Raw genomic sequence first — 15,103 nt, forward strand, 5'->3', positions numbered from 1 at the left:
CGATGGTAGGTTGACCCTACCACCAGCGTTTTCAAAATCATTTATTACTTCACAACAACCGCTTTACCAGCCTTGAAATTTGCCAGGACTGCCGCACGTTCTTTATCAGACATTGAAATCAGACCTGCTTTTTCCAGCTTAGAGCCTTTGCCAGATACTTTCTTGTTCAGGAAGTATTCTGTGAACTGCGGTAAGCCTTTGATCGATTTCAAGTGCTCGCCTTTCACATAGAAGAACAATGGACGTGATACCGGATAAGCACCATTCAAGATGGTCTTTTCAGAAGGCGCTACATTGTTCACTGTGGCAACACGTAGACGGTCACGGTTCTGATCATAGAAACCTAAACCAAACACACCTACCGCACTTGGAGAAGTTTTTAAACGTGCCAATGTTTCGGTATAGTCACCGGCAATCTCAACCACACGGCCATCTTTACGGAATGTTGTACAAGCTTTTTTCTTGGCATCTTTGTCTAAAGACTTAATTGCAGCGTATGTTTCACAACCTGCATCCACCATTTTCTCCTGGAAGACTTCGCGCGTACCATGATTCGATGCAGGAATTACCAGGGTGATTGGTTCATTTGGAAGTGCTTTGTCAATTTGGTTCCAACGCGTGTACGGGTTAGCGACCATTTTGCCATTTGATGGAAGTTGTGCAGCAAGTGCAGCGAAGACATGTTGTGGACGCAGTTTATAAGCTGCTTTGTTAGCATTCGATGCAAATACAATACCGTCATAACCAATTTTGATTTCTAGTACCTGGTTAACGCCATTCTTTTTACATTCTGCCAGTTCAGTACTTTTGATTTGACGCGAAGAGTTTGCGATATCAATGGTGTTATCACCCACGCCATTACAGAACTGCTTTAAACCACCTGAAGAACCGCCAGAACCGACAACTGGTGTTTTAAACTGAGGAAAAGTATTCCCGAATTCTTCCGCCACGATACTGGCATAAGGAAGTACAGTTGAAGAACCTGCAATTTGAATGGTGTCACGAGCTGCGTGTGCAGTCGTTACAGCAGTTGCCCCGGTTACTGCTAATGCTAAAGCTATATTTGTAAAGCGCATTCTAGTATCTCTCTCATTTATGCAAATTTGGAGTACACCACTTTTTATTCAGTTTTGTACTTCTTTCGATACCTGCATTTTGATTTTAGAATATGACAGATAAGTTACAGCTTTATTACGATTTAGTGATTTTTAATCTAGCGGTTTTTTCTTGATTAAATTTTTATGGATTTCAATGATTAAGTTCTTTTTGTCATTCACTTCAATAAAAATTTTAGACCAATGACATGTAACAATTTTTATAAACCTGAACTCAGGATAAATCCTGCTCCCCAGTTTTACATAAGCCTATGACAAATAAATAACAGGCCAAACGGGATTCAGACCTTCCGTGTTTTTGTGAGGAATTTCGATCTGGGAAAGGACCTTTTTTTATTTTTAAGCGCACAAAAAAGGAGATCATTTCGATCTCCTTTTTTTCACACCACCATCACTTATGCAATGGGTGGCGTATAAGTACCGTCAGCGATTGAATCTTTGATACGATCCGCTTCTGCAAGCACTAATGCCAGCAAGTTCTTCACGTTATCAAGCGTTGCAACCGGGCTTAAAGTAGTCATTTTCAGAGACTGAACCTGACCGACTTTCGTCACACCAATGTTCGCTTCACCACGCGCAAACAGTTCGTCTGCTACGTTTTGATTGAGCGTATCGAGTAATTCAACCGGATATCCCGCTGGAACCACACGGAACAAGACAGACGCGAATTGAGGCTCAAGCAGAAGCTCCAGACCATCAGTCGCTTTAATGTAGTCTGCCACATCACGGGTTAATTTCACGCCATGATCGATCATCGAACCATAAAGCTCTTCGCCCAGTGCTTCAACTGTCATCCACAATTTCAATGCATCAAAACGACGCGTGGTTTGTAGCGACTTAGACACCAGATTCGGAACGCCGTGTTCTTCATCATAAGCGGAGTTCAGATACTCTGCTTCATAATGCATGAAACGGTAATTCGCTTCATCTTTCAGCAGGAACGCGCCACAAGAAATGGTTTGGAAATAATGCTTATGGAAATCAAGCGTGATCGAATCCGACAGCTCAATCCCGTCCAGCATAGAACGATAGTCATTGGATAGAATCAGTGCACCACCCCATGCCGCATCGATGTGCATCCACGCGCCATATTTATTGGTGATTTCACGAATTGCTTTCAATGGATCAATCGCACCAGCATCCGTTGTACCCGCTGTTGCCACCACACATGCCACGATCTTGCCTTCAGACTGAAGATGCGCCATGGTTTTTTCCAGCGCGTCTACGTCCATCTGTGCATTTTCATTCACAGGTACAGTCACGACAGACTGGAAGCCCATGCCCATCATCGCCATGTTCTTTTGCACAGAGAAATGTGCATTTTCAGAACAGATGACTTTGACATTACGCATCGCATCCGCAGGAATACCATCGCGCTGAACCGACCACGGATTACCGTTTTCGTCTTTCCAGTTTTTCGCGATGCAAGCATCACGCGCCAGCAATACGCCCATCAAGTTAGACTGTGTACCACCAGAAGTGAATACACCGGCCTGACCTGCACCATAGCCCACTTTTTGACGTAACCAGTCAATCAGCTGAACTTCCATCAACGAACCGGCCGGGCTTTGATCCCATGAGTCCATTGACTGGTTGGTTGCGTTAATCAGCACTTCCGCGATCTGGCTAGTTACCATCGTTGGACAGTGAAGATGCGCAAGTGAGTGCGGATGATGAACTTTTAAGCTCTTGTTGAGAAATAGCTCAACCATACGCTCAAGAGATTTTTCTACACCCAAGCCTTCTTTTGAAGGGTTAAATGCAATCGCACTGCGCAGCTCGTTAATGCTGCCACCAGTGTACATTTTGTCGTTTTGCAACCATGCCGCAACCGCTTTGGTCGCTTGGTCCATGCCAGCCTGATAGTCAGCAATGGATGCAGCATCATTGCAGAGTAACGCTTTACGATGTTCTGCGAAATCTACCATGAATTATGCGCCTCGAACTGCAACTAGTGCTTCAGCAACCGATTTTTTGAAACGAGTAATCACTTCAACACATTCGTCTTGAGTAATGATCAACGGGCAAAGTAAACGAATCACTGTACCGTTACGACCACCTTTCTCAAGCAATAATTTATTGTTGAAACAAGCGGTTTGGATCGCTGCAGCCAACTGACCATCAGCAGGTAAAGAACCCATATGATCCGCATCTTTGCGCTCATCTACGATTTCAACGCCGATCATCAGACCACGGCCACGCACGTTACCGATACACGGGAATTCAGTAGCCAGTTTTTTAAGTTCAGCTTGCAGGAAATCACCACGCTCTTGTGCATTTTGAGCCAGGTTCTGTTCTTTAATGGTATTGATCGTTGCAAGACCTGTACCCATCGCCAATTGGTTACCACGGAAAGTACCGGTATGACCTGCTGGCTGCCAAGCATCAAACTTACGTTTAATACCAAGTACGGCAAGCGGTAAGCTACCACCTACGGCTTTAGACATCACTACAACATCAGGTTCGATACCTGCGTGTTCGAATGCAAACATTTTGCCTGAACGTGCAAAACCAGCCTGAACTTCATCAAGAATCAACACGATATTGTGTTTTTCAGTCACTTCGCGGATTTTTTGCAACCATTTTACTGGCGCAGTCACCACACCGCCTTCACCTTGAATCGCTTCAAGAATCACAGCTGCAGGTTTGGTCACGCCGCTTTCTACATCTTCAATGAAGTTTTCAAAGTAGTAAGTCAGGGCATCAACACCGGCTTCACCACCAAGACCCAATGGACAACGGTATTCATGCGGATACGGCATGAACTGTACACCCGGCATCAAACCGTTCACTGCATTTTTCGCAGACAGGTTACCTGTCATTGCCAATGCACCGTGAGTCATACCATGGTAGCCGCCAGAAAAGCTGATCACTGAGCTACGACCGGTAAAGGTTTTCGCCAGTTTAATCGCGGCTTCAGTTGCATCTGCACCGGATGGACCACAGAACTGCAAGCAGTACTCTTCTTGGCCACCTGGAAGATAAGAAAGAAGTGCTTCAGTAAAAGCATCTTTTAAAGGAGTAGTAAGATCCAGGGTATGCAATGGTAAACCGCTTGCAATTGTATCCTGGATACTTTGAATGACTGCAGGATGATTATGGCCTAAAGCCAACGTCCCTGCCCCAGCTAAACAATCAAGGTACTCAGTACCTTCAACATCGGTAACCCAGCAACCTTGTGCTTTCGCTATCGCTAACGGTAATTTACGTGGATAACTACGCACATTCGATTCCATCTGACTTTGGCGAGTCAAGTAGTATTCGTTTGTGGAATTGGTGGCAGGGTTTACAGAAGTAACGCTCATATCGAATTACCATCTCTGATATGGGTGAAAGAAATAAGTCTGGTGACGTTTGGTCCTTTGACTCGGCGCTTTATAAAGGTTCTAGCTAGCAGTTTTGTATTCGAATAACTAGGAGGCGGATGATACCGAATTTTTCAGGAAAATAAACAACTTTCAGTCACATTTTGTCCTAATCTTTATCGAAAAAAAACATCATGCTAATCCATCCCCTAAATCATCATCTTACAGTGTGACAGCAGAAAGAAAAGCGTGTTCTTTTATGGTTTTTTGTAGCGCAGGCGGCATTCAGGTAACCAATCTTAAAATTATTCATTAAGTATTTAATTATTAAAAATAAATATAAATTAAATAATGAGATAAAATTAAAGAGAATTTAACACTCTTACGACAAATATTTCGTAAAAAGATCACAATTGAGATTTAATATTTTAACAACGGCTTAGATGGCCAATTTTAAGAAAAACAGGACAATTTCATGCGTCTCTTAGCACTTACCAGTTTGATCCTTGCCAGCACCCTCGCCACAGGCGCATTTGCAGCTCCTGCTGAATCTCTGAATTATAATGTTGTTAATCTTTCAGCAGAGGCCAGCCGTGAAATCTCAAATGATGAAATGCATGCTGTGCTTTATATTGAAAAATCCAACAAACAGCCGGCTGAACTGGCCACTCAAATTAACCAGCTGATGAATCAAGCAATTGCTACAGCACGCAAATATCCAACTGTGAAAATCGAGACTGGGGCACAAAGCACTTATCCTATTTATGACAATGACAACCGCAAATTGAAAGAATGGCGTGGTCGTGCCCAGATTCGTCTGGAATCAAAAGATTTTAAAGCGACATCTCAATTGATTGCTGAATTACAACAGCACTTCCAGACCCAGTCAATTAATTTCAAGGTATCTGACGAAAAGCGTAAAAAAGTTGAAAGCGAGCTGATGATTGAAGCCACCAAAAACTTCCAGCAACGCGCACAGGCACTCACCCAGACCTGGAACAAACCGAGTTATCAACTGGTGAACTTAAACCTGAATACTAATAACTATTCACCACAGCCAGTACCGCGTATGGCCATGATGAAATCTGCATCGGCTGATATGGCGGTTCCTGAGCAGGAAGTTGCGGCGGGCGAATCGCAAATGACGGTCAGCGCGAATGGGGCGATTCAGTTTAAATAAGACTTCATTATATTATTCGCACTTTTAAGAACCACCCTTTTGGGTGGTTTTTTATCATGTGAATATTCTTTAAAAACCGAGGCTACAAATTCATACAAACTCAGGTAGGAATTAAGGTTTGACCGGTTTAGAGTAACGGACATTTGTTCCAGTCCTCTCTGCTCATGTCCCTTGACCAATTGAATCTTTACCTGTTTCATATCTTAAATGTACCCGACCAAGCCTCAATCTGGATGATCGACTATGCCTCCCTGATTGCGCATGACCTGGTTTATCTCTTTCTGCTGATTTTTTCTATTGCCTGGTTCCGTGGTAGTTACCAAGTAAAAATGGGGATTATCAAAGCATTTATTTTTACAGCTATTACCTTGTCGATCAGCGAGATATTGTCTGCGATCCTTAATACCCCACGCCCGTTTGTGATGGATGTTGGTCGCACCCTGATTGAACATGCACCGACTGGTTCTTTTCCCAGCAACCATATGAGTATTTTTAGTGGAATTGCCTTCGCTTATTATTTTTCACCGCAGCGAGACTTGGGACGAATTCTAATCTGGACAGCTTGGCTGGTAGCGTGGTCGCGTGTTTATGTCGGTGTGCATTTTCCGATTGATATGCTGGGTGCATTCCTGATGGCAATAACAGTAAATTTAGCTGGATTACCATTGTGGTGGAAATATGAGAATCAAATCATGAACTTTATTTTGGGTATTCATTATTGGTTATTTTCGCCTTTAATTCGAATGGGCTGGATTAAATAAATATAATTAAAATGTCATAAAAAATCCCGCTCGAAAGCGGGACTTTTTGAATCTCTAAACTTGAATCTGAATAACTCAATAAATCGCCATATGATTGCGATGAATCATTTCTAGTGAACGTGCTTCACCTAACACCTGATGTACTTTATCCGATGCCAGACCACGAACGATATCTGCTGAACGCGAACTGAAATTGACACGCCCTACAGCAATCCGGTGACCTTGTGTATCAACACATTCCACCACATCACCACGTTCGAAGTGACCTTCAACAGCTTTGACGCCTACAGGCAACAAGCTACGATGATTGTCTTTAATGGCTTTTACTGCACCATCATCAATCACCAAACGACCTGCGGTTTGCAAGTGAGCCGCCAACCATTGCTGATGCGCTGTCATCCGGTCTTTGTCAGTGACAAATAAGGTGCCTAACAATTCGCCAGACATTAGACGTGATAGAACACCATCACTATCACCACTTGCAATTAAGGTCGGACAGCCCGACTTTGCAGCCAGACGTGCAGCACGAACTTTGGTCAGCATGCCACCACGACCAAATTTACCGCCTCCACCGGCCATATCAAACAGACTTTCATCCATCGCACGTACGGTATGGAACAGTTTGGCATCTGGATTAGACCGTGGGTCTGAGTCAAACATCCCTTCCTGATCCGTTAAGATAATCAGAAGGTCTGCATGAACCTGACCTGCCACCATGGCCGCAAGCGTGTCGTTGTCACCAAAGCGAATTTCGTCAGTCGAAACCGTGTCATTTTCATTGATCACCGGAATCACGCGCCAATCAATCAGGTTCTGCAAGGCATCACATGAGTTGAGGTAGCGACGACGATCTGCCAGATCATCATGGGTTAACAATACTTGCGCAGTTCGAATCTGATGCTTCTCAAGTACGCTTGACCAGGTATGAATCAGGCCCATCTGACCGATGGCAGCACAAGCCTGAAGACTGGGTAGATCAGTGGGTCGATTCTCAAGTTTCATTCGCACCATACCTTCAGCCACAGCACCGGAAGACACCAGAATAATCTCGTGTCCTGCATTGTGTAGATCTGCGATTTGTCCCGCCCAATGCGAGATAGCATCTAAATCTAAACCTTGTCCATTTGCTGTGAGTAAAGATGATCCGATTTTAACAACGATTCGTTTACAACCCTTGAGCTGACGCTGCCCATCTACCACTTCTATCATCTTGTCCTCAGACTCTTTTCTCAGAGATTAGCGTACGTAGTACACTTCCACATCACTATCATCATCGCCATCTTCATCATCTTCGTCATCGCCCAGAATACCGGCAAGACGTTGCTGACGACGCATCTCACGATACGCTTCTTTTGCAGCGATGGTTTGTTCACGTGTTTCAGCTTCAAGCTGATCACGGAATGCTTTCATTTCTGCTGCATATTCTTGATCTTCAGCTTCGCGTTCACGTTGCTCTTCGATCTGATCCATCAGGTAGTAAACTACGTCTTTGGTGCCTTCAGCCGTTAAGCCAGAAGTCTCAAAAACTGGGCCTTCCCACTGCAATTCTTCAAGAATATGGGTGCACCATTCTTCACGTGTTTCTTCAGCCAACTGATCGACTTTGTTCAGCACCAATACGATCGGCAGTTTTGAAAGCGTTGGGGAGAAATTTTCTAACTCTTTCATAATTGCTTTAGCATTATGTGCCGGATCTGAGCCATCAATCGGCTGTACGTCAACGATGTGTAACAAGATACGGGTACGCGCCAAGTGCTTCAGGAAGCGAATCCCAAGACCTGCACCTTCAGATGCGCCTTCGATCAGGCCCGGAATATCCGCCATCACGAATGAACGGTGACTATCGGCATCGACCACACCCAGGTTTGGCACCATGGTGGTAAATGGATAATCTGCAACTTTTGGTTTTGCTGCCGAGACTGCACGAATGAAGGTTGATTTACCCGCATTTGGCATACCTAGCAAGCCGACATCTGCCAGAACTTTAAGCTCTAGACGGATTTCACGGAATTCACCTTTTTGACCATGCGTACATTTACGTGGTGAACGGTTGGTCGATGATTTAAAGTGGGTATTACCTAAACCACCATCACCGCCTGCTGCAACTTTCACGCGTTGACCGTCTTCGATCAAGTCGCCAATAATGTCACCAGACTCTACATCTACAATTGTTGTTCCTACCGGAACTTTTAATACGGTATCTTCACCGCCACGACCAGCACAGTTCGCCCCACGGCCATTTTTTGCTCGTTCTGCACGATATTTACGTGTATAACGATAATCAACTAGCGTACTGGTGTCGTCGTCAGCCTGAATATAAATGCTGCCGCCACGACCACCATCACCACCATCTGGACCACCAAATGGCACGAATTTTTCACGGCGAAAACTGGCTACGCCATTGCCACCGTCGCCAGCCTCTACGGTAATGACTGCTTCATCAACAAAGCGCATATTGCCAATCCTCTAAAAACTTTAAAACCCCATATTCTGCCATATTTTAAAGAATTTCTCGAATAGAATTATGCAGCAATCCCATAAATCTTAGTTAGTCGTTTTCTCACCAAGCCTATTTGACCTATCTAAGGCATAGATTTAGAAACAGAATGCTTAAAAGATGGAAAAGAAGTGGTAGGAAATCAAGCGCTTTTGCCCTAATACTATCCCCTATTTTGGAAATTCTTTTTGTGAATTTCTTAATGATTTTTAAAATAATTTATAGAGGAGTAAATTTTTCAAAAGCCGTGTTCACAAGAAGATTTTCTGATGCAGACACCTTTTAAAATCAGTATTTTATATAAACCAAGATAAGTCCAAATTTTGTATTTTCACAAACACTGCATTCCTGCCATTTAATGAAAACTATTTAATAACATTTTGTTTATGTTCTAAAATATCTGGCAGACTTTTTTCAATCCAGCCAATTAAATACATGATTTTTTCAGCCGCTTGTGAACCGGTAATCGTCAATTGATATTCCACTTTTGGCGGCACCACCGGATAAACCGTTCTCAAAATAAAACCATCTTGTTCTAGCATTTTTAAAGTCTGGGAGAGCATTTTTTCACTTACCCCTTCAATGCGTTGTTTCAGTTCACTAAAACGATGCACCCTTTCACTCAGGCAACGCAAAACCAAGACCGACCATTTATTAGCAAGGTGTTCCAATATTTCACGTGATGGACATTCAGTTGATAAAACCTGCCCCAGTAATGGGCTGATTGCATAATTTGTCATACTATTCTCACCATATTTTTATTACTTACTCGTTTTAATATACTTACTCTTTGTAAGTTATCAGATTCATATTTCGCCAGCAAGCAGATTTGTTGATTCTTAATAGATTAAGAAAGTTCACTTTAAATAAAAAAATCATAAAAAAAAGAGCCTCAAATGAGGCTCTTTTTTTTAGCTAAATACTAATTATGCATTAGTTTCAGCAGGAACTTTTGGATAGCTTACGCCGCCCATTTGTTCAGCAATACGTAATACCTGGCAGCTATAACCCACTTCGTTATCGTACCAAACATAAGCAGTTAAACGGTTGCCTGAAGTGATCGTTGCTTGCGCGTCAAATACACCTGCAGTGCGTGAACCGATAAAGTCAGAAGATACCACTTCAGTCGAGTTGGTATAACCGATTTGACCTTGCAGGCTAGAACCGATTGAAATCTGACGAATGTATTCGTTCACTTCATCACGATCAACGTCTTGACCTAAAGTCAGGTTAAGAATCGCAAGAGATACGTTTGGTGTAGGTACACGTACAGAGTTACCTGTCAATTTACCTTGAAGAGCTGGAAGCGCTTTCGCTACTGCTTTCGCTGCACCAGTTTCAGTAATAACCATGTTCAATGTTGCAGCACGACCACGACGGTCAGCTTTATGGTAGTTGTCGATCAGGTTCTGGTCGTTCGTGAACGAGTGAACTGTTTCAACATGACCATTCAACACCGTGTATTTGTCATGTAATACTTTCAGTGTAGGTGTAATAGCGTTAGTCGTACAGCTTGCAGCAGAGATGATCGTATCTTCATCAAGGATATCCGCTTGGTTTACACCGTAAACTACGTTCTTCATGTCACCTTTACCAGGTGCAGTCAGAATCACACGAGCAGCGCCCGGGCATTTAAGGTGTTGAGCAAGACCTTCAGCATCACGCCATTTACCTGTGTTGTCGATCACAAGTGCATTGTTGATACCGTATGCAGTGTAGTCTACTTCAGAAGGATTCGATGCATAAATCACTTTGATAAAGTTACCGTTGGCAATGATTGCCTCGTTTTCTTCATCTACAGAAATTGTGCCTGCAAATGGACCATGAATAGAGTCACGACGCAATAAAGATGCACGTTTTTCCAAATCACCATCCGATGATTTACGAACAACGATTGCTTTCAGGCTAAGACCACGACCCAGACCTGATTGACCAATCATCAAACGCGCCAGGATACGACCAATACGACCGAAACCATAAAGAACGACATCTTTATGTTCTACAGCAGCAGCATTGCCTTCGATCGATTTAACAGCGTCTGCAACAAATGCATCGATGTCGCCGCCTTTTGCTTTAAATTCAACAGCAAGTTTACCCAGATCCACTTCAGCAGAACCGATGTTGTCTACTTTCACCAATGCTTCAAGAATTGGGAAAGTATCAACTACAGAAAGTTCAACATCGAGTACGCGAGTACGGCGGTGTGCTTTCAAAATCTGAATCACAGAACGGTTAATTAAAGAGCGACCATAAACTGTAGCTACAATATTTTTTTCACGATATAACTGGCCAACAAGGGCAATCATACGTTCCGCAAGTTCTTCACGGTTTTTCCAGCGACCTTGGTGTTCTGCATGGAGGGCAACAATAGTGTCTTTGCTCACAGATACGTCCTCTAATTAATTGTAAATCTAAGCATAAATTTCTAAACCCGACAATTGTAATGGAATTGGCCGCAAGTTTGAATCAAAAGCTCGTTGAGACGGGTAGTTTTTAACGTATATTCACTATAAATTTCAAAAATAGTTGTAATTAGCTGAATGATTTTGCATCCAAAAATTCTAAAGACCACTATTTTCCAATACCTAGCACAAATTTGTTAAATGTTGTTTATTCAAACAAATCTAAAGTTCAAAATTTAGCGTGCCACCCTGTTCAGGCTGGATTCTACTCCCTGCTGAAAAATTCATGTCCAGACTCATGGAGGCATTGAAGTTTTCTACATCGAAATCATCATAAGTTTCGGGCAAATGAATCAGTACAGGTAAACGGGTCAGACCATTGTCTCCAGAGGGAAAAGCATAGTGGCGATCAACCTGCTGTAGATGCTGCAAACTTTCAAATTCTAGAAATACGCTACAGTTTTCATGTGTTCTTGGCACCTGGATAATTTCCAGGAACATACTGCGCTTTAATTGCTGCAATTGGTTGAGTGCAGTTTCAATCGCCTCATCGAAATTATTTTTACGCCATAACTTTTTAAATACGGACTTTTTCGCTTCATCCGCTTTTTGCCGCTGCAGTGTATTGATATATTTTTTCAGGTCTCGGTATTGCTGTACATTTTCAGAAATCGTATTTTGAATATCCAGAACAGCCTGCTGTGAACGCTGATGCATGACCTGCCATTCATTGCGGTAGGTAGGAATAAAGGTTTCCCCTTTACGCTTTTCCAGTAAACAGATAAAAGCCAGCAATTTATATTCAAAATTCTGGATGTACTGATTAAACATAAAACCCGGCTGGGATTTGAAATCGCGGTAATAGGCCAGAATTTCTGTAAATATTTTATGGACATGCAGATACAGATAATCAAACTCTTCAATATGCGATAAATGATCACGAATGGCATCCCGCATCGGCAAAAGCAATTCACGCGTCATAATTTCTTCAAACTGTTTCAGGTGACGTTGTGCCACCACATCGGCATTTTTCTCTACAACGTGAATGGGCTCAACCAGTAAAGGTAATAACTTCTGTTCAGACACCTGTTCCAGTGTATGCACAATGTCGATTACATCCAAATGAATCTGACTCTGTAAAGTCACCATCCGCTGCATCTGTGATTTCAGGGTTTCTACCACCGCTTCATCCATGTCATCCTGCAAGTCCAGAATCAGGATATTCAGATAGACCTGATCTTCAAGTGCACCTTTTTCTTCAATCAGGAAACGACGAATAGAATACGGGTTTTGCTGCACATCCATCACCGGCGCAACAATAAATAGAAATTGCGAGGTACGGACAATATCAAAATGACGAATCTGCTGCTCTTTAATCAGGAAATAACGGAAAAGTGGATGCGTCATTTCTGCCGTCTGTTTTTTTAATAGCGGCTTATACCAATAACTCAACAATTGCTGCTTGATAAAAACTTCAATAATGAAGCATTTGATTTGCTGTTCGGTAAGCTGACGCACTCCTTCAACCGGCTGTAAGCGGAGACCACGAATAATCTCAGCAGCATTTAATAAAAATGTACGACGCAGTTCCAGTTTTTCACGCTGCATCTGAAAGTTTTCATTGACATCAATTTTATCAATTTGTTCCAGGACGTTTTCTAAGTAGTCCGCAATTTGCAAGCTATCATTCAAACCCTGCAAACTTTTCAGTGACAAGCCAAAGGTACTAGCATAGTAACGCATCCGGTCATTGAGAAATTTTTGGCTAAGACGTTCTACCGAATGTTGAGCCTGATAGCGGTATTGATCCATTTCCTGATCCCAAAGAATTTTCTTGGGCTTTAAAATCTGAAAATCAATACTTTCTTTTAATTCTGGTGAAACTTCTGCCAGAATAGTACGAAGCTCTCGCTCCCAATTTAAATCCAGACTTGGTTCCAGTTGTGATAAACGTGCACGTAACTGATATGGAATCGCAATCTGTGACATGTTTATCCCCTTAATATATCGAAAACATTATTTTAAACAAAATGGTAGATGATTTTAAAAATAATCAGGTCAATATTGTCTGACGAATATAATGCTTATGCAAACCACATTATTCATTATTTTTTCTGATTTTTTCTAGCTGTGCAGCTTTATTTGCCAGCTCATTTTTTTTCAGCTGCTGCTGTTTTAAATGCAATATTCCTTCCACAATCAACAGTAAAACAGCCAACCAGATTGGAATATAGGTCAGCCATTCACCTGATTCCACACGCTCACCCAGTGCCATCGAGGCAAAAGCAAGCAGTACCGGCTCCAGATAACTCAACAGCCCAAAGATGACAAAGGGTAAATATCGGCTAGCCAAAATATAGCTACCTAAACCGAGCGCACTTAAAAAGCCCAATCCAAGAACTGCCAGGATCAAATGAGAATGACTCAACATAAGCGACATAGAATCGCTATAGATAAAGCCCAAATAAAATGCCACAGGCAAAATCAGAAATAGATCCCACCAGAATCCACCAAGATGATCGGTCGCGAATTTACGCCGCATAAAGAAATAAAGTGGATAAGCTAAAGCGACATAGACCGTTTCCCATGCGATTGAACCGATCCGCCAGATTTCATGTCCTACTCCCAACACTGCCAGAGCAACGGCGACCATCTGGAAAGATGACAATTTTTCTTTGTAAAGCGCACAACCGACCAGCACCATCACCAGAGGCAGGAGAAAATAACCGAGCGAGACTTCGAGGCCACGCCCATTGATAGGCCCCCATAAAAATAACCACAATTGCGTGGTACACAACAGTGAACTGATCAGCAACCAGATCAAGAATGAAGGCTGTTGCAACACCCGCTTAAAGATATTGCTAATATGTTTCAGATCACCCGACCACCACATAAATGCAGTCAGAAATGGTAAAGTCGCCAGCATACGCCAAGCAAAAGTCTGTTCACTGTCTAAAGGCTGTAAAAAGGGCGTAAATATATAGAGCACTCCAAAAACCACAGAGGCCAAGACAGATAACGCGATGCCTTTATACATAGTTAAACTCTAATTTCATTCGCCGGCATTATAACGATTAGTACAATAGAAAGCTTAATACTTCATCCATTTAAAATGTAGCTATCTCTCGATTTTAGATTGTCTTTTGACACATAAAATAAAAAACCATGCTGTAGCATGGTTTCCATTAAGACGATATTTTTATCTTTGAGTTTGTTTGGTATGAATCACATCACTCAGGTCATAACCGACCGACTGTGCATATTGTAAATATTCATTCACCACATTTTTATCCAGTTGTGGATTACGTGAGAGTATCCACATATATTTACGTTTAGGCTCTCCGACCAAAACAGTTTGATAATTTTCATCCAGTTTTAAGACCCAATAATCGCCACGAGCGACCGGAATCCAGCGAATAAAGTCCGGCAAGAAACTGACTTTTAATTTGGTATTTTGCGGTGGATTTTGCACAAATGCCTCGCCCAATGACTGGGTTTGTCCACCATCTTTTTTAATGCAGCGGTTATCCACCACGATATTGCCATTTTCATTTAAAGTATAGGTCGCTGTGACATCGCGATCACACTTGTTTTGAAAATACAAAGGTTTGCGTGCTACTTCGTACCATGTTCCCAGATAACGGTCCAGTTCAACTTTCTCAATGGTCGGTAATGGCTCGTCTTTCGCATAAGCCATGGTAGCGGCGCCCAAACCAAGAAGAACCGCACTACCCACCGCAATTTTTGCCAGCTTTAATCCAGTACGTGAAAATTTTTGAGTTGTCATAAAGATACCTATTGCATGTTCACAAAATATTTATTTAAAAATTTCTGTTCATACAA

General features: G+C 42.4%; 12 protein-coding genes. 2 read left to right on the forward strand and 10 right to left on the reverse strand.

Going from position 1 to position 15,103, the window contains the following annotated elements; translation table 11 throughout:
- Positions 1 to 44: 44 nt before the first annotated feature.
- From Q9R24_RS01565 to Q9R24_RS01575, 3 genes are all read right to left on the reverse strand, one after another.
- A complete protein-coding gene (locus Q9R24_RS01565) occupies positions 45 to 1,076 on the reverse strand; it encodes a substrate-binding domain-containing protein (RefSeq protein ID WP_004279710.1) in 1,032 nt (343 codons plus the stop codon).
- 434 nt (positions 1,077 to 1,510) lie between these two features.
- Positions 1,511 to 3,043, reverse strand: a complete 1,533-nt coding sequence (locus Q9R24_RS01570; RefSeq protein ID WP_004279709.1) for an aspartate aminotransferase family protein — start codon at positions 3,041 to 3,043, stop codon at positions 1,511 to 1,513.
- A 3-nt stretch (positions 3,044 to 3,046) separates the two neighbouring features.
- Complete coding sequence (locus Q9R24_RS01575) at positions 3,047 to 4,420, reverse strand: diaminobutyrate--2-oxoglutarate transaminase (protein WP_311203565.1); 1,374 nt, start codon at positions 4,418 to 4,420, stop codon at positions 3,047 to 3,049.
- Between the two features lie 475 nt (positions 4,421 to 4,895).
- On the opposite strand from Q9R24_RS01575, the gene Q9R24_RS01580 reads away from it, so the two are divergent.
- Positions 4,896 to 5,600 (forward strand): SIMPL domain-containing protein, encoded by a 705-nt coding sequence (locus Q9R24_RS01580; RefSeq protein ID WP_004646521.1) that lies wholly within the window; start codon positions 4,896 to 4,898, stop codon positions 5,598 to 5,600.
- A 164-nt stretch (positions 5,601 to 5,764) separates the two neighbouring features.
- Positions 5,765 to 6,361, forward strand: a complete 597-nt coding sequence (locus Q9R24_RS01585) for a phosphatase PAP2 family protein (RefSeq protein ID WP_311203566.1) — start codon at positions 5,765 to 5,767, stop codon at positions 6,359 to 6,361.
- A 75-nt stretch (positions 6,362 to 6,436) separates the two neighbouring features.
- Here Q9R24_RS01585 and proB read toward each other — a convergent pair whose 3' ends face one another.
- From proB to Q9R24_RS01620, 7 genes are all read right to left on the reverse strand, one after another.
- Positions 6,437 to 7,570 carry a glutamate 5-kinase gene (gene proB, locus Q9R24_RS01590; protein WP_004279682.1) on the reverse strand — a complete coding sequence of 378 codons (1,134 nt, stop codon included), beginning with the start codon at positions 7,568 to 7,570 and terminating at the stop codon, positions 6,437 to 6,439.
- Between the two features lie 27 nt (positions 7,571 to 7,597).
- Positions 7,598 to 8,815, reverse strand: a complete 1,218-nt coding sequence (gene cgtA / locus Q9R24_RS01595; protein ID WP_004646519.1) for an Obg family GTPase CgtA — start codon at positions 8,813 to 8,815, stop codon at positions 7,598 to 7,600.
- 408 nt (positions 8,816 to 9,223) lie between these two features.
- Positions 9,224 to 9,598: a helix-turn-helix domain-containing protein gene (locus Q9R24_RS01600; protein WP_311203567.1), complete on the reverse strand. Its 375-nt coding sequence runs from the start codon at positions 9,596 to 9,598 to the stop codon at positions 9,224 to 9,226.
- Between the two features lie 186 nt (positions 9,599 to 9,784).
- The gene (locus Q9R24_RS01605; RefSeq protein WP_311203568.1) at positions 9,785 to 11,242 is read right to left on the reverse strand and encodes a glyceraldehyde-3-phosphate dehydrogenase; all 1,458 of its coding nucleotides are present in this window, start codon (positions 11,240 to 11,242) and stop codon (positions 9,785 to 9,787) included.
- Positions 11,243 to 11,482: 240 nt separating this feature from the next.
- Positions 11,483 to 13,249 carry a hypothetical protein gene (locus Q9R24_RS01610; protein ID WP_311203569.1) on the reverse strand — a complete coding sequence of 589 codons (1,767 nt, stop codon included), beginning with the start codon at positions 13,247 to 13,249 and terminating at the stop codon, positions 11,483 to 11,485.
- 109 nt (positions 13,250 to 13,358) lie between these two features.
- Positions 13,359 to 14,297 (reverse strand): EamA family transporter RarD, encoded by a 939-nt coding sequence (gene rarD, locus Q9R24_RS01615; protein WP_311203570.1) that lies wholly within the window; start codon positions 14,295 to 14,297, stop codon positions 13,359 to 13,361.
- Between the two features lie 162 nt (positions 14,298 to 14,459).
- On the reverse strand, positions 14,460 to 15,047 hold the full coding sequence (locus Q9R24_RS01620; RefSeq protein ID WP_311203571.1) for a lipocalin family protein: 588 nt from the start codon (positions 15,045 to 15,047) through the stop codon (positions 14,460 to 14,462).
- Between the last annotated feature and the right edge of the window lie 56 nt (positions 15,048 to 15,103).

Origin of the sequence: Acinetobacter sp. RRD8 (genome assembly GCF_031844225.1) — a bacterium.
GTDB lineage: Bacteria > Pseudomonadota > Gammaproteobacteria > Pseudomonadales > Moraxellaceae > Acinetobacter.